The organism is Lysobacter sp. P5_B12 (assembly GCF_056400425.1).
Window position 1 is genome coordinate 428,284 of the sequence record NZ_JBFULG010000001.1, and the last position, 21,452, is coordinate 449,735.

Annotated in this window: 20 protein-coding genes and 1 pseudogene; 16 read left to right on the plus strand and 5 right to left on the minus strand. The window is 66.4% G+C overall.

What is annotated here, in order from left to right; translation table 11 throughout:
* Window positions 1-3: 3 nt before the first annotated feature.
* The 5 genes from AC1DOM_RS01900 to xerC are packed head-to-tail and all read left to right on the plus strand — an operon-like array spanning window position 4 to window position 4,875.
* On the plus strand, window positions 4-2,151 hold the full coding sequence (locus AC1DOM_RS01900; protein WP_498959669.1) for a S9 family peptidase: 2,148 nt from the start codon (window positions 4-6) through the stop codon (window positions 2,149-2,151).
* A 13-nt stretch (window positions 2,152-2,164) separates the two neighbouring features.
* Window positions 2,165-2,434: an LPS translocon maturation chaperone LptM gene (gene lptM / locus AC1DOM_RS01905; protein WP_498959671.1), complete on the plus strand. Its 270-nt coding sequence runs from the start codon at window positions 2,165-2,167 to the stop codon at window positions 2,432-2,434.
* 10 nt (window positions 2,435-2,444) lie between these two features.
* Entirely contained in the window at window positions 2,445-3,308 is an 864-nt protein-coding gene (gene dapF, locus AC1DOM_RS01910; RefSeq protein ID WP_498959673.1) for a diaminopimelate epimerase, read from the plus strand.
* Complete coding sequence (locus tag AC1DOM_RS01915) at window positions 3,305-3,979, plus strand: DUF484 family protein (protein ID WP_498959675.1); 675 nt, start codon at window positions 3,305-3,307, stop codon at window positions 3,977-3,979. The genes dapF and AC1DOM_RS01915 overlap by 4 nt, the downstream gene beginning before the upstream one ends.
* Before the next feature lie 17 nt (window positions 3,980-3,996).
* Complete coding sequence (gene xerC, locus AC1DOM_RS01920; protein ID WP_498959677.1) at window positions 3,997-4,875, plus strand: tyrosine recombinase XerC; 879 nt, start codon at window positions 3,997-3,999, stop codon at window positions 4,873-4,875.
* Here the strand turns inward: xerC and AC1DOM_RS01925 are convergent.
* Complete coding sequence (locus AC1DOM_RS01925) at window positions 4,872-6,062, minus strand: OmpA family protein (RefSeq protein WP_498959678.1); 1,191 nt, start codon at window positions 6,060-6,062, stop codon at window positions 4,872-4,874. The genes xerC and AC1DOM_RS01925 overlap by 4 nt on opposite strands.
* Window positions 6,059-6,724, minus strand: a complete 666-nt coding sequence (locus AC1DOM_RS01930) for a M23 family metallopeptidase (RefSeq protein WP_498959680.1) — start codon at window positions 6,722-6,724, stop codon at window positions 6,059-6,061. Before AC1DOM_RS01930 ends, AC1DOM_RS01925 begins: the two co-directional genes overlap by 4 nt.
* Before the next feature lie 140 nt (window positions 6,725-6,864).
* On the opposite strand from AC1DOM_RS01930, the gene hslV reads away from it, so the two are divergent.
* Window positions 6,865-7,404, plus strand: coding sequence for an ATP-dependent protease subunit HslV (gene hslV, locus AC1DOM_RS01935; protein WP_498959682.1), 540 nt, complete (start codon window positions 6,865-6,867; stop codon window positions 7,402-7,404).
* Between the two features lie 35 nt (window positions 7,405-7,439).
* Entirely contained in the window at window positions 7,440-8,783 is a 1,344-nt protein-coding gene (gene hslU, locus AC1DOM_RS01940; RefSeq protein ID WP_498960205.1) for an ATP-dependent protease ATPase subunit HslU, read from the plus strand.
* Here the strand turns inward: hslU and AC1DOM_RS01945 are convergent.
* Complete coding sequence (locus AC1DOM_RS01945; protein WP_498959684.1) at window positions 8,780-9,265, minus strand: cupin domain-containing protein; 486 nt, start codon at window positions 9,263-9,265, stop codon at window positions 8,780-8,782. The genes hslU and AC1DOM_RS01945 overlap by 4 nt on opposite strands.
* Window positions 9,266-9,351: 86 nt before the next feature.
* On the opposite strand from AC1DOM_RS01945, the gene ubiE reads away from it, so the two are divergent.
* Complete coding sequence (gene ubiE / locus AC1DOM_RS01950) at window positions 9,352-10,110, plus strand: bifunctional demethylmenaquinone methyltransferase/2-methoxy-6-polyprenyl-1,4-benzoquinol methylase UbiE (protein ID WP_498959686.1); 759 nt, start codon at window positions 9,352-9,354, stop codon at window positions 10,108-10,110.
* 195 nt (window positions 10,111-10,305) lie between these two features.
* Here ubiE and AC1DOM_RS01955 read toward each other — a convergent pair whose 3' ends face one another.
* Window positions 10,306-12,558: a carbohydrate binding family 9 domain-containing protein gene (locus AC1DOM_RS01955; protein ID WP_498959688.1), complete on the minus strand. Its 2,253-nt coding sequence runs from the start codon at window positions 12,556-12,558 to the stop codon at window positions 10,306-10,308.
* Window positions 12,559-12,720: 162 nt separating this feature from the next.
* On the opposite strand from AC1DOM_RS01955, the gene AC1DOM_RS01960 reads away from it, so the two are divergent.
* The 5 genes from AC1DOM_RS01960 to AC1DOM_RS01980 all read left to right on the plus strand — a co-directional run bounded on the left by AC1DOM_RS01960 (window position 12,721) and on the right by AC1DOM_RS01980 (window position 17,637).
* Window positions 12,721-13,308 carry an outer membrane beta-barrel protein gene (locus tag AC1DOM_RS01960; RefSeq protein ID WP_498959690.1) on the plus strand — a complete coding sequence of 196 codons (588 nt, stop codon included), beginning with the start codon at window positions 12,721-12,723 and terminating at the stop codon, window positions 13,306-13,308.
* A 136-nt stretch (window positions 13,309-13,444) separates the two neighbouring features.
* Window positions 13,445-15,397, plus strand: coding sequence for a M1 family metallopeptidase (locus AC1DOM_RS01965; protein WP_498959691.1), 1,953 nt, complete (start codon window positions 13,445-13,447; stop codon window positions 15,395-15,397).
* A gap of 4 nt (window positions 15,398-15,401) precedes the next feature.
* A complete protein-coding gene (locus tag AC1DOM_RS01970; RefSeq protein ID WP_498959693.1) occupies window positions 15,402-16,373 on the plus strand; it encodes an alpha/beta fold hydrolase in 972 nt (323 codons plus the stop codon).
* Complete coding sequence (locus AC1DOM_RS01975) at window positions 16,370-17,098, plus strand: hypothetical protein (protein ID WP_498959695.1); 729 nt, start codon at window positions 16,370-16,372, stop codon at window positions 17,096-17,098. Before AC1DOM_RS01970 ends, AC1DOM_RS01975 begins: the two co-directional genes overlap by 4 nt.
* Before the next feature lie 71 nt (window positions 17,099-17,169).
* Entirely contained in the window at window positions 17,170-17,637 is a 468-nt protein-coding gene (locus AC1DOM_RS01980; protein WP_498959697.1) for an aminoacyl-tRNA deacylase, read from the plus strand.
* On the opposite strand, the gene AC1DOM_RS01985 is transcribed toward AC1DOM_RS01980, so the two are convergent.
* Complete coding sequence (locus tag AC1DOM_RS01985) at window positions 17,638-18,570, minus strand: carbohydrate kinase family protein (protein WP_498959699.1); 933 nt, start codon at window positions 18,568-18,570, stop codon at window positions 17,638-17,640. It lies immediately after the preceding gene.
* Between the two features lie 237 nt (window positions 18,571-18,807).
* On the opposite strand from AC1DOM_RS01985, the gene AC1DOM_RS01990 reads away from it, so the two are divergent.
* From AC1DOM_RS01990 to mreD, 3 genes and pseudogenes are all read left to right on the plus strand, one after another.
* A complete protein-coding gene (locus tag AC1DOM_RS01990; RefSeq protein ID WP_498959701.1) occupies window positions 18,808-19,854 on the plus strand; it encodes a rod shape-determining protein in 1,047 nt (348 codons plus the stop codon).
* A gap of 42 nt (window positions 19,855-19,896) precedes the next feature.
* A pseudogene (mreC, locus tag AC1DOM_RS01995) lies at window positions 19,897-20,958 on the plus strand (rod shape-determining protein MreC); the annotation flags it as partial.
* Window positions 20,958-21,443, plus strand: a complete 486-nt coding sequence (mreD, locus tag AC1DOM_RS02000) for a rod shape-determining protein MreD (RefSeq protein ID WP_498959703.1) — start codon at window positions 20,958-20,960, stop codon at window positions 21,441-21,443. The pseudogene mreC and the gene mreD, both read left to right, overlap by 1 nt.
* Window positions 21,444-21,452 lie beyond the last annotated feature (9 nt).

The following is a 21,452-nucleotide window of genomic DNA, read 5'->3' on the forward strand; positions in this document are numbered from 1 at the left end:
GACATGAAACTCACTCCCTGCCTTCTCGCCCTGACGCTGATGACTTCGACCACCACTTTCGCCGCCGACCTTCCGCAACCTCCCGACGTCGCCAAGAAGCCGCACGTCGTCAAGGCGCCCTTCGGCGCAGAACGCAACGACGAGTACTACTGGCTGCGCGACGACACGCGCAAGAACCCGGAGATGCTCGCCTACCTCAACGCCGAGAATGCGTACACCGACGCCGTCATGGCGCCGCTGAAGCCGCTGCAGGAAAAGCTGTACGAGGAAATCGTCGGCCGCATCAAGCAGGACGACAGCTCGGTGCCGTACCACGAGCGCGGCTACTGGTATTACTCGCGCTTCGAAACCGGCAAGGACTATCCGGTGTACGCGCGCCGCAAGGGTGCGATGGACGCCACCGAGGAAGTGTTGCTCGACGTCAACGCCATGGCCGCCGGCAAGGATTACTTCAGCGTCGGCGATTGGGAAGTCAGCCAGGACAACAACCTGCTCGCGTGGGCCGAGGACGCCGTCGGCCGCCGCCAGTACACGATCAAGATCAAGAATCTCGCCACGGGTGAGGTGTATTCGGACGAAGTGGCGGGCGTCGCGCCGAACCTGGTGTGGGCCGACGACAACAAGACGCTCTTCTACGTCTGGAACGATCCGAAGACGCTGCTCACCACGCGCGTGCAGAAACACGTGCTCGGTACGCCGGCGAACGCCGACGAAGTGGTCTATACCGAAAAGGACGACAGCTTCTACATGGGCGTGGGCCGCACGCGCGACGACAAGTTCATCTGCATCCAGATGGACAGCACCGTGTCGAGCGAATTCCGCTGCGCGCCCGCCGCCGACCCGAAGGCCTTCGCCGTGCTCGCCCCGCGCGAACGCGACGTCGAATACGAAGCCGACCACCACGGCGGCCGCTGGGTCATCCGCACCAACGCCGACGGCGCGAAGAACTACAAGGTCGTGACCGCGCCCGATGGCTCGGGCTCGCGCAAGGAATGGAAGGATTGGATCCCGCACAGCGAATCGGTCTTCATCGACGGCTTCGAGCTGTTCGACGGCTTCGCCGCGATCGCCGAACGCAGCGAAGGCCTGGAACGCCTGCGCCTGCTGCGCGCCGACGGCAAGTCCGAGTACGTCAAAGCCGATGAACCGGCCTACGGCATGGGCCTGTCGGTCAACGCCGAGCCGGACACCGACTGGCTGCGTTACACCTATACGTCGATGACCACGCCGGCCACCGTGTACGAACTCAACACGAAGACCGGCGAGCGCAAGCTGATGAAGCGCGACCCGGTGATCGGCTACGACCCGGACAAGTACACCACCGAGCGCCTGTGGGCGACGGCGCGCGACGGCACGAAGGTGCCGGTCTCGGTCGTCTACAAGAAGGGCTTCAAGAAGGACGGCACGGCCGCGCTGTTGCAGTACGCCTACGGCAGCTATGGCTCCTCCACCGACCCGGGCTTCAACCTGCCGGTGGTGAGCCTGCTCGATCGCGGCATGGTGTACGTGCTCGCGCACATCCGCGGTGGCCAGGAAATGGGCCGCCAGTGGTACGACGACGGCCACCTGTTCAAGAAGAAGAACACCTTCACCGACTTCATCGACGTCACCGATTTCCTGGTCAAGGAAGGCTATGCGTCGAAGGATCGCGTCGCCGCCTACGGCGGCAGCGCCGGCGGCCTGCTGATGGGGGCCATCGCGAACATGGCGCCGGAGAAGTACCGCGTGATCCTCTCGCAGGTGCCCTTCGTCGACGTCGTCACCACGATGCTCGACCCGTCGATCCCGCTGACCACCAACGAATACGACGAGTGGGGCAACCCCGAGAAGAAGGACTACTACGACTACATGCTGTCGTACTCGCCCTACGACAACCTCAAGGCGCAGGCCTACCCGGCGATGTTCGTCGGCACGGGCCTGTGGGATTCGCAGGTCCAGTACTTCGAACCGGCCAAGTACGTCGCGCGCCTGCGCGACCTCGACACCGCCGGCCCGGATCGCCCGGTGCTGTTCCGCGTCAACATGGATGCGGGCCACGGTGGCAAGTCGGGGCGTTTCCGCCGCTATCGCGAGTTGTCGGAGATGTATGCGTTCCTGCTGACGCAACTGCGGGCCGACGCCGGCGGCGTGCAAACCGCCGCCGCGAAGTGACACACTGGCGCCCATGAACGCAGTCCGCCTCGTCGCCGTCGCCCTGTTCGCCGCCCTGCCGCTCGCCGGCTGCGGCAACAAGGGACAGCTGATCCTCAATCCCGAACCGCAGGAGATGCCGCCGGAAGTGGCGGCATCGATGGCGCCGCCGTCGTCCGCGACAGTCGCGCTGCCGTCGTCCTCGACGATCGCGCCGCCGCCTGCCACGTCCATCGCACCTCCGCCCGCAACGACGACCGCACCGCCGGCCGATTCCGATGGGACGCCCGGCAAGCCGCGCTGAAACCGATCCGATGAACCAGCCGCACGCGGCCGGCGGCCGCTCCCTGCGCTTCACGAAAATGCACGGCGCCGGCAACGACTTCGTCATGGTCGACCTGCGGCATGGGCAAGCCGTGCCCGATGCGTCGCTGTGTCGTGCGCTCGGCGATCGCCACGCGGGCGTGGGCTGCGACCAGATCATCACGATCGAAGCGCCGCGCAATGCATCGTCCGCGGCCAGCTATCGCATCTGGAATGCCGACGGCTCGCAGGCGCAGCAATGCGGCAATGGTGCGCGCTGCGTCGCCGCGTTCGTCGTGCGCGACGGCACGGCGCAGGGCGCGCGCTTCGAACTCGACAGCCCCGCGGGCACGCATGCGGTCGATGTGTTGCCCGGCAATCGTTATCGCATCGCGATGGGCGTGCCCGATTTCGCGCCGGCGCACGTTCCGCTCGCCGGACAGGGCGAGCAGGCGCGCGATACCTACGAGATCCAGGTCGATGACACGACCTTGCGCATCGGCGCCGCATCGATGGGCAACCCGCACGCGCTGATCGAAGTCGACGACATCGCCACCGCGCGCGTCGGGCTCCAGGGCCCGGCGCTGCAGCGCAGCGCGGCGTTTCCCGAATCGGTGAACGTCGGTTTCGCGCAAGTGCAATCGCGCGACCGCATCCGCCTGCGCGTGTACGAGCGCGGCGTCGGCGAAACCCTGGCCTGCGGCAGCGGCGCATGCGCGGCCGCCGCGATCCTGATGCGACGCGGCCGCATCGACCGCGATGTCGTCGTCGCGTTGCCGGGAGGCGAACTCCGCATCGCCTGGCCCGACGACGCCAGCCCGATCACCATGGCCGGTCCGGCCGCATTCGTATTCGAAGGGGAGTGGTTGCCATGAGCGAGACGACCGAAAAACTCGGTGCCCACGAAGTCGCCGCCTGGTTGCGCCGGCATCCCACGTTTCTCAAGCAGTTCCCGGACCTGGCGATCAGCCTGGTCGTGCCGCGCGAAGACGGCCCCGCCGCATCGCTGGCGAGTTACCAACTCGAAGTGTTGCGCGACAAGAACCGCGAACTCGCGCGTCGCCTGCAGGAGTTGTTCGCCAACGCGCAGGAAAACGAACGCCTCGCGGTGCGCACGCACCAGCTCGCCCTGGGCCTGATGCGCCAGGACACGCCGGCGGCCACCTTGCGCGCGATGGCCGCGACGCTCGAAGAAGATTTCCAGGGCGACCTCGTGCGCATCCTGACTTTCGCGCCGGTCGCCGGGCTCGACGACGCCGATTGGTGGCAATCGATTCCCGCCGGCGATCCGCGCCTGGCGCCGTTCAAGGACGCGATCGACGATGGCGAGCCGATCTGCGGCCGCCTGCATCCGGACAAGCACGCGTTGCTTTACGGTGTGCGCGCGGAGGAAGTGCAATCCACCGCGCTGCTTTCCATTCCGGGCATCGGCCTGATCGGCGTCGGCTCCCGCGATCCCAACCGCTTCTTCCCGGGCATGGGCACCTTGTTCCTGCGCATGATGGGCGAGACGCTCTCGGTCGCCTTGCAGCGTTTCCCGGGCTGACGACGGCGCAGACGGCCATGGCCGCGATCGCCGAGTACCTCGCGCACCTGGAAGTGGAGCGGCGCATGTCGCCGCACACGCTCGACGGCTATCGCCGCGACCTGGATGGATTGCAGGCGTTTGCGACCGCACAGGGCCTGGACGTCGAAACGATCCACACCGAACAACTGCGCGCATTCATCGCTTCGGAGCATCGGCGCGGTCTTTCGCCGAAGAGCCTGCAACGCCGCCTCTCCGCATGCCGCAGCTTCTATCGCTGGTTGCTGCGCCACGGCCGCATCCCGGCCAATCCGGCGCAACCGATCCGCGCGCCGAAAGCGCCGCGCAAGTTGCCGCAGATCCTGGATGCCGATGAGGCGAAGGTGTTGGTCGAAGTCCCGACCGACGTGCCGCTCGGCCTGCGCGACCGCGCGTTGCTCGAACTGTTCTATTCCTCGGGCCTGCGCTTGTCGGAACTGTGCGCGCTGCGCTGGCGCGACCTCGACCTGGGCGTCGGCATGGTCACCGTGCTCGGCAAGGGCAAGAAGCAGCGCACGGTGCCGGTCGGTTCTTTCGCACGCGCAGCCTTGGGCGAATGGAAGGCCGAGCAAAAGCCGACCGCCGACGATGCATTCCTCTTCCCCGGCCGAAACGGCCCGCTGACCTCGCGCGCCGTGCAGTTGCGCCTGCGCACGCTCGCGCAACGGCAGGGCTTGTTCAAGAACGTGCACCCGCATCTGCTGCGCCACAGCTTCGCAAGCCACGTGCTGGAATCCTCAGGCGATTTGCGCGGCGTGCAGGAATTGCTCGGCCACGCCGACATCTCGACGACGCAGATCTACACGCACCTGGATTTCGGACACCTGTCGAAGGTGTACGACGCCGCACACCCCCGGGCCAGGCGGAAGAAGGTCTAACCCTTCTTTCCGCAGGGCACGATGCGGAATTCCACGCGTCGGTCCAGCACGTCGATCGCATCGTCGGTACCCGTGCCGATGAGGTTCTGCTCGAAGCCCAGGCCGATCGCCTTCGTGCGCGTCTTCAACACCGGCGCCTCCGCGACCAGGCCCGCCTGGATGCGCGCGGCGCGACGCAACGACAGGGCCTGGTTCACGGATTGCTTTCCGGTGCGGCTGGCGTGCCCCGCGACGTCGAGGCAGACATCCGCAGCGACAGCCTCGCGTGCGATCTGCCGCAACCACATCGGATACGGACTGTGGATGCGCGGGTCGACATGGAACGCCGTGCCGCCGGGTTCGAAGAGGAACTTCACGCTCAGTTGCCGATACGCGATGCCCATGGCGACCACGCGCGCGAAGGCCGCTTCGGATTCCTCGGTCTGCCTGAGTTTCGCCGCCGCCATGTAGATGCCGTTGAGAACGCGCAGCTGCTCGCCGAAGGGCGCGGCCAGCGCGCTGCGATATTCGCCGAGCGCCTCGCGATAGCGCGCCTGGTTGTACAGGTCGGTCGCTTCGTTCGTCACCATGGCCGACGCGATGCGCTCCAGGTAAACACGATCGCCCTGTTGCCCGCGCGGCGTGCGTGCGGTGCGCACGTAGCCTTCGACGACCTGGTCCTTCACCAGCACCGGGCTGTCGCGGTAGTAGGGCAGCGGCGCGTGGTCCAGCCCGTCGTCGATCGCAAGCGCGCCGGCCTGCGCGGCGACGACGCCGGTTGCGATCTCCACGAGCGCCAGATCGATGCGCAAGGTGCGCGCACCTGCGGCGCCATCGCGCGAGAGGGTGCTGACCAGCAGATATTCGGCATTCGCCAGGTTTGCGGAGCGGAACGGAAGCAGGTCGAACTGCTTGTACTGCGTGCCGAGATGCGTCGTCGCGAGCGTGTCGAGCCGCTGCGTGGTCATGGTCTGCTGGGCGGTTTCGGCATCGAGTGTCGGGTCGTGCACGATGCCGCGCCGGGACAGCTGCGCGATGAAGGATGGCATGGCATTGGTCTGCGCGACCAACGCGTCGGTGGCGTCGCGCACGGCCTCGTCGAACGGGACCGGGCCCTGCACGGCGACCGGTTTCGTCGCACAGGCGCCGAGCAATACGAGCATCGCGAACACGCCTGAAAGGCGCAGGAAGAACGACAGGGGTTTCATTGGGCGCATCCTCGGCGAACGAGTTCGAGTTCGTCGGGGTTCAACGACTCGAGGGAGAATTTCTGCAGAAGCGCCACGCATCGCGCGGCATCGGGTGCGTCGACCATCGCGTGCATGGCCGATGGCATCGCACCGCGCAAGGAGGGCAGGGCCCACTTCATGGGATCGACCGGCTTGCCGTGTTCACGCACTTCGAAGTGCAGGTGCGGGCCGGTCGCGACACCCGTATTCCCGACCGCGCCGATGGTGCGTCCCACGCCGACGATATCGCCGGTGCGCACATCGATGCGGCTCAGGTGCGCATATACGGTGTGCTCGCCGGGGCCATGTTCGATGTAGACGACCTTGCCGTATCCCCGCTGCCATCCCGCGAACGTGATGCGTCCGTCGGCGACGGATCGCACCGGCGTGCCGTGCGGCGCGGCGAAGTCCACGCCATTGTGGAAGTGCACGCGTTTCTTCACGGGATGACGCCGCGCCGCGAATCCCGATGTCGTGCGCACCGGGTCGAACGAAGCGAGCAGCGTGCGCACCAGACCATGCGGCGAGGGTTCATGATCCGCCTCTGCGGCACGCGCACCCGCCGCTGCAAGCGCGAGCGGCAGGGCGACGGCGCAGGCGACATCGCGCAGGAATCGGCGGGAGAAGGGCACGGCAGGCATCCGAACAGTCTGTCGAGGCCCCCGCGCACTGTTCACCCCGAACGTTCCCCCGCGCAGGGCCGACGCCTCCATCGATTCGCGCTTGATCCCCCGCCCGGCGTCCCCACCTCAAGCTAAACCGTTCCGGAGCCAATCCCCCGATGGATCCCAATCGTTTCCACGCCACCACCATCCTCTCCGTCCGTCGCGACGGCAAAGTCGCGGTCGGTGGCGACGGCCAGGTCACGCTCGGCAACACCGTGATGAAGGCCAACGCGCGCAAGGTGCGCCGCCTCGGACGCGGCGGCCAGGTGCTCGCCGGCTTCGCCGGTGCGGCGGCCGACGCGTTCACCTTGTTCGAACTATTCGAATCGAAACTCGAAAAACACGGCCAACTCACCCGCGCCGCGGTGGAATTGGCGAAGGATTGGCGCACCGAACGCCGCCTCGGGAAACTCGAGGCGTTGCTGGCGGTCGCAGACAAGGAGACCTCGCTCATCGTGTCCGGCACGGGCGACGTGATCGAACCCGAGGACGGGATCATCGCGATCGGTTCCGGCGGCCCGTATGCGCTGTCGGCGGCGCGCGCGCTTTACGCGCACACATCGCTCGACGCGAAGACCATCGTCACCGAAGCGCTCAGCATCGCCGGCGACGTTTGCATCTACACGAACCGCAACATCGTGGTGGAAGAGCTCTGATGACCAACTTCGCCGTCCAAACCTCCTCCACCACCATGACGCCGCGCGAAATCGTGCAGGAGCTCGACAAGCACATCGTCGGCCAGCAGGCCGCCAAGCGCGCGGTCGCCATCGCGCTGCGCAATCGCTGGCGCCGCATGCAGCTGGAACCGGACCTGCGCGACGAGGTGATGCCCAAGAACATCCTGATGATCGGCCCCACGGGCGTGGGCAAGACCGAAATCGCGCGCCGCCTGGCGACGCTGGCCAACGCGCCCTTCGTGAAAGTGGAAGCCACGCGCTTCACCGAAGTCGGCTACGTCGGCAAGGACGTCGAACAGATCGTGCGCGACCTCGCCGACACCGCGGTGAAGATGTATCGCGAACAGGCCAAGCTGCGCGTGCGCACGCAGGCCGAGGACCGCGCCGAAGAACGCATCCTCGCCTCGCTGTTGCCCAAGCGGCAGGTCCCGACCGTGTTCGGCTTCACCAACGAAGAAGCGCCCGAAGAGGTTTCGCCAGAAGAAACGGCCACGCGCGCCAAGCTGCGCAAGCAGTTGCGCGCGGGCACGCTGGACGAGCGCGAAATCGAGCTGGAGATCGCGATGAACGTCGGCGTCGACATCATGGCGCCGCCCGGCATGGAAGAGATGGGCCAGCAGTTGCGGCAGATGTTCTCGCAGGTGGCCGGCGGCAAGACGCACACCAAGCGGATGTCGATCAAGGCCGCGCGCCCGCTGCTGATCGAGGAAGAAGCGGGCAAGCTCGTCAATGAAGACGACGTCCGCGCCGCGGCGATCGAAGCGTGCGAACAGCACGGCATCGTGTTCATCGACGAGATCGACAAGGTCGCCAAGCGCTCGGAAGGCTACGGCGCCGACGTCTCGCGCGAAGGCGTGCAGCGCGACCTGCTGCCGCTGGTGGAAGGCTCGACGGTGAGCACCAAGTACGGCCCGGTGAACACCGACCACATCCTGTTCATCGCCTCGGGTGCGTTCCACCTGGCCAAGCCGAGCGACCTCATCCCCGAAATGCAGGGCCGCTTCCCGATCCGCGTGGAGCTCTCGGCGCTGAGCAAGGCCGACTTCGTCCGTATCCTCACCGAACCGCGCGCGGCACTCACGCGCCAGTACGTCGAACTGCTGAAGACCGAAGGCGTGTCGCTGCGCTTCGACGACGCAGCGATCGAACGCCTGGCCGACATCGCCGAGCAGGTGAACGACCGCCAGGAAAACATCGGCGCGCGCCGCCTGCATACGGTGATGGAGCGCCTGCTCGATACCCTGAGCTTCGAAGCGCCCGACAAGGACGGCACCGCGCTGACGATCGACCGCGACTACGTGGATCTGCACCTGGGCGAACTGGTGCAGGATCCGGATCTGTCGCGGTACATCCTCTAAGGCTTCGCGTTCCGCGGATCGTCCTTCGGATCGACGTAGTTGATCTGGAACGGGCCCATCCCGTTGACCTGCACGACGGCGCCGCCCTTCGTCGATGCTTCATGCTGCATCTTCGCGGGCAGGTTGACGTAATCGCCGGCGCCGAAGTCCGCTTCGTGCGCCTTGGCGCCTTCGTCCATCGCCAGGTGGAAGTCGCCTTCGATGATCGTCACTTGCTCATCGGTGGGATGCCAGTGGCGCGGGATCTTCCCGCCCGCGGGCGCCTTCAGACGGATCGCAAAGGGCCCCGACTTCGCCGGGTCGCCGTACAGCACGGCCGCCTGCACGCCCTTGGGCAGGAACGCCGGGCCTTCGCCCCACTTGGTGTCGGACGCCTTGACCATGACGTGGGCGCCCGATGCGCCGGCGTCCTGCGCCGAGGCGGACAGCGTCAATGCGAGCGCGGGGATCAGGGCAAGGGTGAACAGGGCAGTGGTCTTCACGGATCGACTCCCGTTGGGGTGTGTGCCCCCGCCAACGCATCGCGCGGATGGAACCGGCCTTGGCGTTGTGGGCGATAATCCAACGCATGAGCCAGCCCAACGACCGCGACACCACCCATTTCGGCTTCCGCGACGTGCCCGTGCGCGAGAAGCAGAAGCTCGTCGGCGAAGTCTTCTCTTCGGTCGCCGGCAAGTACGACCTGATGAACGACCTGATGTCGCTCGGCATCCATCGCGTGTGGAAGCGTTACTTCGTCGCCACCGCGCAAGTGAAGCCCGGCGATCGCGTACTCGACCTGGCGGGCGGCACCGGCGACATCGCCGCGCTGCTGCGCGACCGCGTCGGCGAGCAGGGCGAAGTCGTCATCGGCGACATCAACGGCGCGATGCTGCGCGTGGGCCGCGATCGCATGACCGACCGCGGCAACGTGCGCGGCCTATCGTATGTGCAGATGAACGCCGAAGCGCTGCCGTTTCCCGATGCGAGCTTTGACTTGGTCACGATCGCTTTCGGCCTGCGCAACGTGACCGACAAGGACGCCGCGCTACGCGAGATGCACCGCGTGCTGAAAGTCGGCGGCCAGATGCGCGTGCTCGAGTTCTCCGAAGTGAAGGCGGAGTGGTTCAAGCCGATCTACGACTTCCATTCCTTCAAGGTGCTGCCGCAATTGGGCAAGTTGTTCGCGCAGGATTCCGGCAGCTACCAATATCTGGCCGAGTCGATTCGCAAGCATCCGCCGCAGGAACAGTTGAAGGGCATGATGGAAGCCGCAGGGTTCGCAAGGTGCTCGTTCAAGAACCTCAATGCAGGCATCGTGGCCGTGCATACTGGATACAAGGTCTAGAGCGCTCCTTCGACAAGGATCGGCGCAGTGCGAAGCTTGCTTCGCACCGGCAAAGCAAAGGCTCGGGCGAAGTCCCCAATCGAGAGCCAACGCTCGAAAGGTGATGCCCCAGCGTTGTGAGTTTCAAATTTTTTTCCCAAAAAAATTTGGAACTCACAACGTTCGGGCGACGCGCCAATGACGCAAGTAAAGCTCTTACCCCGGCTGCCACGCATAGCTGATCTTCAGGAACAAACTGCGCGTATTGGTGAACATATTGCGCACTTCGTCATCCTCGAACCCGCCTTCCGAATACCCCGCATACAGCGCACTGCGCGGATTGAGCTTGTACGAATACAACACCTGCGCCGCCACATCGCTCGAATGGCGCAGCACCGGCACGTCATACAACGCCGGATCCCGGTCGATGTCGCTGCTCTGCACCGACAGACGCACGCGCTGGCGCGGATCGAACTGCCAGCTCAGTCGCCCGTCCAACACGCGCGCGTCGTACGCCGTGCCACCGTCGCGATGCAATTGCTGCAGCGTGTAAGTCACGTTGAGGTTGATGCCGCGCCCGATGTCGAGTTGCACGAACGGCTCGGCGTCGACCAGATGCCCGGTGCGTGATGCAAGCAAGTCCAGCGCCGTGCCGTCCTGGAAATTGCCGCCAACCTTGATCGGCGCCCACGGCACGAGTTCGAAGTAGAACGAGCCCCACTGCTCGTCGAACATCCGGCCATTCCAGAAACGCGTGCGCGACAGGCCGCCCAGTTCGTAATAGCCCTGCCGCGATGCGCGCGCCGCGAGATAACCCTCGAGTTCCTTCTCCAGCAACTGCCCGTCGAACCGGTGCGTGATGTCCCAGTCGCCGTTGAACTCGATCCGGCTCACGGTCGAACCCTTCGGCATGAACCACGTACGGCCGCCACCGATGGTCTGCTTGTCGTAACCCACCTGCGTGATGAAGCCCAGGTCCGCGCGGAAACCGTCGTCGACGGCCTGGTGCTGCAGGTTGAAACGCCAGTTGCGATTCGCGAATGCATACTTGAGGTATAGCGCGTCGCCCTTCGGCGCCGTGTCGCGCAGCGCCAGGCCGTCGGGATACACCGAATCGCTGCCCAGCCACTGGCCGATCAGCGTGTGCTCGTCCTTCTGGTAGCGCGCATCGATGCCGCCGACCGAATTGCGATAGCCCTCGCCGGCGCGATACGTCGCGATCGCGCCCACGCTGGTGTACGCATCCAAATCGTAGCGATAGCGGCCGACGAAATCGTCCGCCGATTGTTCGAGGAAGCGGAACGAGGAACCCAGCGGCCCCGGAACGAGCAATTGCGTGGTGGCATCGCGCGCGAGGATCGCGCCGTAGGCCTGCCCGCCGTTACGGCCGGTGACGCGCAGGCCACCATCGGGATCGGCGATCTGGCGCGTGTAGAGCACCTGCAGCGGCGTGGTGAAGTAATCGGCGCCTTCCAGGAAGAACGGGCGCTTCTCCGGGAAAAACAACGCGAAGCTCGTATTGAGGTCGAGCTGCGCCTGGTCGGTTTCGACCTGCGAGAAATCCGGATTGAGCGTGGCGTTGAGCGTGAGGTTCGGGCTCGGCGCCCAGGCCACGTCGACGCCGGGCTCGATGTCGGTGCCGTCGTTTGTCCATTCCGCGCCGGGGCGCGCGCGTTCTTCGGCATGCAACATCGTGAGCGTCGGCGTGATCTCCAGGTTCTTGCCCTGCTTCACGCCGACGAAGCCCTCGACCTTGTCGAAGGTGCAGGTCAAACACTTCGAACCGCGCTCGACGCGGTTGCTGAAGTACTGGTAACGGAAATCGCGCGGGCGGATGCGCAGGAAGGTCGCGCCCCAGCGGCGCGTGCCGTCGGTGTCGCGGAAGCGCAGCGTCGCGAAGGGGATGCGCATTTCCACGTCGTAACCGTGTTCGGTCACCTTCGCGGCGCTTTCCCACAGGCCATCCCAGCTGTCGTCCTCGGAGTTGGTCGACTCTTCCTTGATCAGGTCGGCCTGCACGCCGAAGGGATTGACGAAGAATTCGTACGCGCGGCGCTGATCGTCGAAGGTGTCGAGCATCACGCCGACGAAGTCGTCGCTGTACAACGCATCGCGGTCGCGCAGGAACGCGCGCAGCTTCGACGGATCGGGATCTTCGGCGTGGAAGGAAATCAGCAGCGCGTCGTCGGTGTAGGCCATGCGCGCGGTGGTCTTCACCGGCGCGGGCGTGTTGTCGTTCGGCGTGACCTCGAAGGCGAGGTCGATCGGCGTCGCGGCCGCCCACGCGGCATCGTCGAGCACGCCATCGACGACGATGTCCGACGGCGCGCGCGGAATGTCGCGCACGACGGTCTGGGTCGCGGGCGCGGCGGGGGCCGCGGTCTGCGCGAAGGCGGGAGTGGCCGCGACGAGCGCGACAAGGCAGAACAGGGCGCGCCGGAGCGGGCCGCTCGAAGTCAGGACAGGCATGGGCGCGGAGCATGGGGATTCGCCTCGCGCGGCGAGCGTGCCGGAAGTCGGGGCGTGGAGGCATTGCGTCCCGTTGTGGACCCGGCCTCACCAAAGGCCGATGGAGCCGCGCCGGCGCGGCCGTCAGCATCGCCCGCACACCAACCCCGAGGTTCCAAGCAAATGCAACGTTCCTGGTTCGCCCTCGTCCTGCTCGCCGCCCTGCCGTTTGCGGCCTCTGCCAAGGGCCCCGATCTGTCATACACCTACGCCGAAGCTGGTTACGTTCACAGCGATGCCGGCCGCGACGCCGATGGCTGGGCGATCAACGGCTCCTGGGCGTTGAACGAGAACTTCCACGTCTTCGGCAGCTACGCCGATCACAGCATTGCCGTTTCGAACATCTATTCGGATCTCGACACCACGCAGTGGTCGCTCGGTGTCGGCTATCGCCACGGCCTTAGCGACAACGTCGACTTCGTCGCCCGGCTGGCCTGGACCATGGCCGATACGGACTATGTCTACTACGGTCGCAAGTTCAGCAACGACAGCAACGGTGCTTCCATCGAAGGCGGCGTGCGTGCCGCGATGGGCAAGCACTTCGAAGGCTATGCACTCGGCGGATACGGCGACGTGGCGTACGGCAACGGCGAGTTCTACACCCGCGTCGGCGCGCAGGCCAAGTTCAGCCAATCCTTCGGCCTTGCGGCGGACGTGAAGTTCATCGGCGGCGACACCCAGTGGTTCGTCGGCCCGCGCATGAGTTGGTGATTCACGCCTGGCAGGCCCGGCCATTGCCACGCGCAGCCCGGCTTCGGCCGGGCTGCGTCGTTCAGGGGTCCTTTGCGCGTGCGGGCGTCGTCGAGGCTACACTCGGCCGCCTCGGTTCCCCGGAGATTCCGCCCGCATGCGCCACGCCCCCCTGATGCTGTCCCTGGCCGTCACGCTCGCGCTCAGCGCCTACGCGAAGAACGAAACCCCTGCGACGCCGGGCACGCCCGCTGCATCCTCGACCGCCGCCGCTGCCGCCCCCGCCACGCAGGCCGCCGCCGTGACCGACGAACACTCCTATTCGCAGCCCGACAAGGTCCGCACGACCGACCTCGCGCTGGATCTCGCGCTCGATTTCGCGAAGAAGACCCTGTCGGGTGCCGCCACCTATTCGCTGGACTGGGTCGATCCCACCGCCACGCAGCTCGTGCTCGACACGCGCGATCTGACCATCGCGAAGGCCGAAGGCCTGGGCGCCGACGGGAAGTGGGCGCCGCTGCAGTTCAAGCTCGCCGACGGCGCCGACAAGGTGCTCGGCACGAAGCTGACCATCGAAACGCCGCAGCGCCCCAAGCAGGTGCGCGTGACGTACACGACGTCGCCGAATGCCTCGGGCCTGCAGTGGCTCGAACCGTCGATGACGGCCGGCAAGAAGCAACCCTTCATGTTCAGCCAGTCGCAGCAGATCCACGCGCGTTCGTGGGTGCCGTTGCAGGACACGCCGATCGTGCGCTTCTCCTACACCGCGCACGTCACCGCACCGAAGGACGCGATGGTGCTGATGAGCGCCGACAACGATCCCAAGGCCGCGCGCGACGGCGACTACAGCTTCAAGATGCCGCAGAAGATCCCGTCCTACCTGCTCGCGATCGCGGCCGGCGACCTGGTCTTCCAGCCGATCACCGACAAGGCCGGCGTGTGGGCCGAACCGGGCACCGTGAAGCCGGCGGCCGCGGAATTCGCCGACACCGGCAAGATGATCGACACCGCCGAAAAGCTGTACGGCCCGTATCGCTGGGATCGCTACGACATCCTCGTGCTGCCGCCTTCGTTCCCTTACGGCGGCATGGAGAACCCGCGCCTGACCTTCGCCACGCCGACCGTGATCGTCGGCGACAAGTCGCTCGTCTCGCTGGTCGCGCATGAACTCGCGCACAGCTGGTCGGGCAACCTGGTGACCTTCTCCACCGCGAAGGACGCGTGGCTCAACGAAGGCGTGACCAGCTACGTCGAGAACCGCATCGTCGAAGCGCTGTACGGCAAGCCGCGTTCGGACATGGAGCTGGTGATCAACCGCAACGAGCTCAAGTCCGAATACACCGAGGACAACAAGCCGCTGCAGAAGCTCGCCGGCGCGCCGGGCGAACTGAAGGATCCCGACGACAACCTCAGCTCGACGGTCTACACCAAGGGCGCGTGGTTCATGCAGTTCCTCGAACAGCGCTTCGGCCGCGACAACTTCGATGCGTTCCTGCGCGGCTATTTCGACCACTTCGCGTTCCAGTCGATTTCCTCGCAGCAGTTCGCCGACTACGCGAAGGCCAACCTGCTCGACAAGTACCCGGGCAAGGTCACGCAGCAGGAGTTCGACGAATGGCTGCACGAGCCTGGCGTCCCCTCCGACGCGCCGCAAACCGCTTCGCCGCGCTTCGACGCGGTCGACACCGCACGCAAGGCGTGGCTGCAGGACGGCACGCTGCCGGCCGCCGATGCCACCGGCAAGTGGTCGACGCAGGAGTGGGTGCACTTCATCGAAGGCATGCCCACCACGCTCAATACCAAGCAGATGGAAGAGCTGGACACGGCGTACAAGTTCACCGGTACGCCGAACGGCGAGATCGCGCAGCGCTGGTATCCGCTCGCGGTGCGCAGCGGTTACACGCAGGCCAACGAAGCCATCGCCGCGTTCCTGCAGAAGATCGGCCGTCGCAAGCTGATCATGCCGACGTACAACGAGCTGGTGAAAACGCCGGAAGGCCTGAAGCTCGCCGAGGAAACCTTCGCGAAGGCCAAGCCGGGCTACCACCCGATCACCACCGGTTCGGTGCAAGCGGTGATCGACGCGGCGAAGTCGAAGAACGCGCAGTAAGCTGATGACGCGACCCCGCCAAGTCGCCCTCGCGGCCGCCCTCGTGGCGGCCGCGTTGCTTGCGTTGTTCGCCTATGTCGTCATCGATCCGGACGCGGCGATTCGCATGGAGTTCGCGCGGCAACGGCACGATGCGAAGTTGTCGCGCGAGACGCGCGAGGTCGCGGGCCATCGCTGGGTCTACGCGACACGCGATGCGAAGACGGCCGATGCACCGACGATCGTGATGGTGCATGGCTTCGTCGGCGGCAAGGAAAACTTCTATCCCGTCGCGCGTGCGCTCGCGGGCAAATATCGCCTCGTGATTCCCGACCTGCCGGGTTGGGGCGAAAGCCAGCGCATTCCGAACGAGAACTACGGTTTCCTCGCGCAGAGCGAGCGCCTGGCCGCTTTCATTCGCAACGTTTCGCCGGGCAAGCCGGTCGTGCTCGTCGGGCATTCGATGGGCGGCGGCATCGCGGCGCTGGTCGCTGCGGGCCATCCGGACCTGGTGTCGCGCGTGGCGCTGATTGATGCGGCGGGCGTGCGCTTCAACGACAACGACTTCGGCAAACAGGTCGTCGCCGGAGGCAATCCGTACGCCGTGCGCGATCGCGCGAGCCTGGATCGTTTCTTCGCCACCATTTTCCATCGCGAAGACACTCGGCCGTGGGTGCCGTGGCCGGCCGACAAGGCCTACATCGCGCGTCGCATGCGCGATGCGGCCTTCGAACAACAGGTGCTCGCCGCGATCGGCCGCGGCCCCGAGCGTTTCCTTCCCGGCAATGAAGCCGCGCGCATCCGGCAGCCGGCGTTGTTGCTGTGGTGCCGACAGGACGCCGTGATCGATCCCAGCGCGCTCGGGTTGTACGCTGACCGCATTCCGCAGGCGACGGGCGTGATGCTCGACGATTGCGGCCACATGTCGATCATGGAGCGGCCCGAAGACGTCGCCATCGCCATCGACCGACTTATCGAACGAGGCCAGCCCCGATGAACGCCCGCACTTGCTCCACGCTCGCCGTCGCCTTGCTGCTTGCCGCGTGCGGCCCGAAGGAAGATCCGCAGGCCGCCGCGAAGGCCGCGGCCGCCGAGTCGGCGCGCGTCGATCAACTCGCCGCCGGCAAGGAGAAGGAATTCGAGGATGCGTATGCGCGCAGCGATTGGAAACTCGCGCGCGGCTACGGCGATTCGCTGCAGATGGATTACCCGAACTCCGCCGCCGCAAAGCGCATCCAGGCCAAGCTCGATGACGCGCGCGCGCATCTGCACGCCGAAGACGATGCGCGTCGCCGCGCCGCCCTGTGGGCTTATCAAACACAACCGGCGAAAGGCGGCACGCAAGTTTCGGCCGCGATCTATTCCAAGCAGGAAGTCGACACCGGCGGCGGCAAGCGTCCCGTGCGCCTGATCTTCCGCGACCATCCCGAATGGGGAAAGAGCGCGTACCTGGTGCTGGAGAAGGGCGATTTCGATTGCTATTCGGGCTGCAAGGTGAAGGTCACGATCGACGACGGAAAACCGAAGGCGATGGCGGCCACGCGCCCGAAGACCGACGAGGCGATCGCGATGTTCATCACCGACCAGGGCGCGTTGTGGCGCATGGCCGCGCAGGCGAAAACGGCCCTTTCCATCGAATTCCCGGTGAAGGCCGGCGGCACGCGCACAGCGGTGTTCGAAACCGGTGGCGTGGACAAGGGCAAACTGCCGAAGTGGAAGTAGTCCGGCAAACGATCACGCCGGGTTAGCGCGAGGGGACTAAGCTCGACGTCCCCACCGGAGCGGAGGCGACCATGCTGTCACCGCGCCTGCACAACTATCTCGACCAGCAGCATTCCCACTATTCCACGCTAGTGCACGACCGCACGGTCACCGCGCACGAAACCGCCAGCGCGGCGCACGTCAGCCGCCAGGTGTTCGCCAAGACCGTGATGCTGAAAGTCGACGGCACGCTCGCGATGATGGTGATGCCCGCGGCGTATCGCGTCGACCTCACGCGCCTGTCGCGCGCCCTCGGCGGGCGCATGACCGAACTGGCCGAAGAGACCGAATTCAAGGATGCATTCCCCGATTGCGAAGTCGGTGCGATGCCGCCGTTCGGCAATCTCTACGGCCTGCCGGTGTTCGTCGACTCGCGCCTTGCCTCGCACCACGAAATCGCGTTCAACGCCGGCACGCACACCGATGCGGTGCGGATGCCGTACAAGGAATTCGAGCGCCTCGCGCAGCCAGAGTTGCTCTGGCTGGCGCACGTGATGTGATTACAGCGCGTAGCCGAACTGCTGGCGGAATTGCTCGCTGAAGTCCGCGTAATCGAAGCGCTGGTTCTGCGTGCCCGGATGTTCGACCTTCAGCGCGCCCATGAGATTGCCGATGCGCCCGATCGTCATCCAGTCCGCGCCCTTTTCGATGCCGAAGATCAGGCCCGCGCGGAATGCGTCGCCGCAACCGGTGGGATCGGTGACGCGGCGCTCGTGCGCCGGCGGCACGTCGTAGGACTTGCCCGGCGTGTGGATCTGCGCGCCCTGCGGGCCGCGCGTGACGATGTAGGCCTTCGTGCGCGAAACGATGTCCTTCTCGTTCCAGCCCGTGCGCTCCTGCAACAGGTTGGATTCGTAATCGTTGACCGTGACGTAGTCGGCCAGCTCGATGAACTCGCGCAGTTCCTGCCCGTTGAACAGCGGCATCGCCTGGCCCGGATCGAAGATGAAGGGAATGCCGCCCTCGGCGAATTCCTTCGCGTTCTGCAACATGCCTTCGCGGCCGTCGGGACTCACGATGCCGAACGTCACGCCCGCCACGTCCTTCACGTGGTTTTCGTAGCTGCGCATCATCGCGCCCGGATGGAAAGCGGTGATCTGGTTGTTGTCGTGGTCGGTGGTGATGAAGGCCTGCGGCGTGAACAGTTCATCGATCACCTTGACCTGGTCCAGGCGGATGTCCTGTTCGACGAACCACTCGCGATACGGGCCGAAATCCTGGCCGACGGTGGCCATCGGGATCGGATCGCCGCCCAGCAGCTTGAGGTTGTAGGCGATGTTGCCCGCGCAACCGCCGAACTCGCGGCGCATCCTCGGCACGAGGAAGGAGACATTCAGGATGTGCACCTTGTCCGGCAGGATGTGGTTCTTGAACTGGTCGGGGAACACCATGATGGTGTCGTAGGCCAGGGAACCGCAGATCAGGGCGGACATCGGGAAACCTTGTATTCGGGCCGGGCTGGGCCCGCGGGGCGCACAGGGTAGCGGCCCATTGCCCGCATGGCCAGAACGGGCCACTTCGGGGGCGATTCTGCGGAGGCCGTCGAATTGCCCGAAATCCCCGGAAAAAACGCGCACTCCGCGCTTGCTGGGGGGCAGGGGGAAGGATAGGCTAGCGCACCTTCGCGGCACGATTTCCAGTGCCGCCCGCATGCAGGCGACTCCCCCCGAATGTTCAAGTTCCTCGGCCGCTACTTCTCCAGCGACCTGTCCATCGATCTGGGCACGGCCAACACCCTCATCTACGTCCGCGGGCAGGGCATCGTGCTCAACGAGCCGTCCGTGGTCGCCGTGCGCCAGGATCGCCTCGGCGGCGGCTCCAAGACGGTCGCGGCGGTCGGCACGGAGGCCAAGCAGATGCTTGGCCGCACCCCGGGCCACATCACGACGATCCGGCCGATGAAGGATGGCGTCATCGCCGACTTCACCTACACCGAGGAAATGCTCAAGCACTTCATCCGCAAGGTGCACAAGTCGCGCCTGCTGCGTCCCAGCCCGCGCGTGCTGGTGTGCGTGCCCTGCGGCTCCACCCAGGTCGAGCGCCGCGCGATCAAGGAATCGGCCGAAGAAGCCGGTGCCCGCGAGGTCCACCTGGTCGAAGAACCCATGGCCGCCGCCATCGGCGCCGGCATGCCGGTGACCGAAGCCTGCGGCTCGATGGTCGTGGACATCGGCGGCGGCACGACGGAAGTCGCGGTCATCGCCCTCAACGGCATCGTGTACTCCCAGTCGGCCCGCATCGGCGGCGACCGCTTCGACGAGGCGATCATCGCCTACGTCCGCCGCACGCAGGGCATGCTGATCGGCGACGCGACGGCCGAGCGCATCAAGCTCGAAATCGGCTGCGCCTACCCGCCGAAGGAAGTGCGCACGATGGAAATCTCGGGCCGCCACCTGGCCGAGGGCGTGCCGAAGATGATCACCATCACCTCCAACGAAGTCCTCGAAGCGCTGCGCGAGCCGCTCGCCGGCATCGTCGCGGCGGTGAAGCAGGCGCTGGAGCAGACTCCGCCGGAACTGTGCGCCGACGTCGCCGAGCGCGGCATCGTGCTCACCGGTGGTGGCGCGCTGCTGCGCGACCTGGACCGCCTGCTGACCGAAGAAACCGGCCTGCACGTGCAGGTGGCCGACGATCCGCTGACGTGCGTGGCGCGTGGCGGTGGCCGTGCGCTCGAGATGCTCGACATGCACGGCAACGAGTTCTTCGCGCCGGAATAAGCGAGCCCCTTTCCCGCCAGGTCTACTTTCCTCGCCGCCATCGTGCCGTCCTACGCCGGTCCCGCAGCTGCCCGCCCCGGCGAAATCGTCGGCACGCTTCGGCTGCTGGCGTATCTGGCCGCGGCCTTCGCGCTGATCCTGCTGGACCATCGCGGCGGCTGGCTCTCGCAGGTCCGCCAGCAGGCGCAGGCCTTCGTGCAGCCGATGTGGGCCGTGGCGGGGTGGCCCGGGGCCATGATCGATTCGATCAGCGACGATGCCGGCACGCGCACCTCGCTCATCGAAGAAAACCGCCGCATGCGCAACCAGATGCTCGTCGACAGCGCGCGCATGGCGCGCCTGCAGGCGGCGGCCGCCGACAACGATCGCCTGCGCCGCATGCTCGGCGTCGTGCAGCGCGGCGGCCTGGACGTGCAACTCGCGCCCATCCTCGACATCGACCTGGATCCCACGCGGCAGCGCCTCGTGCTCGATGCCGGCAGCAGCGACGGCGTGCGCGTGGGCCAGGTCGTGATCGATGCCGGCGGCGTGGTCGGCCAGGTCATCGCCACCACCGCGTCGCATTCGACCGCCTTGCTGCTCACCGATCCCGACCATGCCGTGCCCGTCGCCGTGATGCGCAACGGCGTGCGCCTGGTCGCCTACGGCACGGGGCGCAGCGATCGCCTCGCGCTCGCGAGCATTCCCCTGTCCAGCGACGTGAAGGTCGGCGATGTCGTTGTCACGTCCGGCCTCGGCGAGCGTTTCCCCGCGGGGTTCCCCGTGGGCAAGATCTCCGCGCTGCGCCCCGACGACAGCCGTGCGTTCCTCGTCGGCGATGTCACGCCCGCCGCGCAACTGGATCGTGGCCGCGACGTGCTGCTGCTGCGCAGCGCACCCGAACGCCCGGTGATCGGTCCCGCGCCCGCGAGTACCGCGCCTGCCAGCCCATCGAGCGCCACCGTTCCCGCCTCCACCGCCGCCATTCCCACGCGTGCGCAACTCAAGGCGCGCGCGCCGGCGGCACGCACGCAGCCCGCATCCACGCAGTCCGCACCGACGCGACCCGCGGCCACGCAGCCTGCACCCACGCAGCCCGCGCCCGCCACCACGGGGGCCCGCCCATGAGCCGCGAACGCGCCGCCTGGGTGCTTCCCGTCAGCATCGTCGTCGCGCTGCTGCTCGGTTTGCTGCCGCTTCCGGCGCAGGTCGCGCCGCTGCGCCCGTACTGGCTCGCGCTCGCGCTCGCCTACTGGGTGCTCGAAGAACCCGATCGCGTGGGCCTGGGCTTCGCGTTCGTCGTCGGCCTCATCGCGGATCTGTGTTTCGGCAGCCTGCTCGGCGAACAGGCGCTGCGCCTGACCATCCTCGCGTTCATCCTGCAGCGCTTCCGCGCGCGGCTGCGCTTCTTCCCGCTGTCGCAGCAGGCACTGGCGATCGGCGCGCTGTTGCTCAACGATCGCATCGTGACCACCGCGCTCCACCTGGCGCTGGGCGAGTCGTTGTTGCCACCGCTGTCGTGGGTCGCGCCTGCGATCGGGATGGTGCTGTGGGCACCGTTGTTCCTGTTGTTCGACACGCTGCGCCTGCGGGCGTGGCGCAACCGCTGAAGGCCGTCG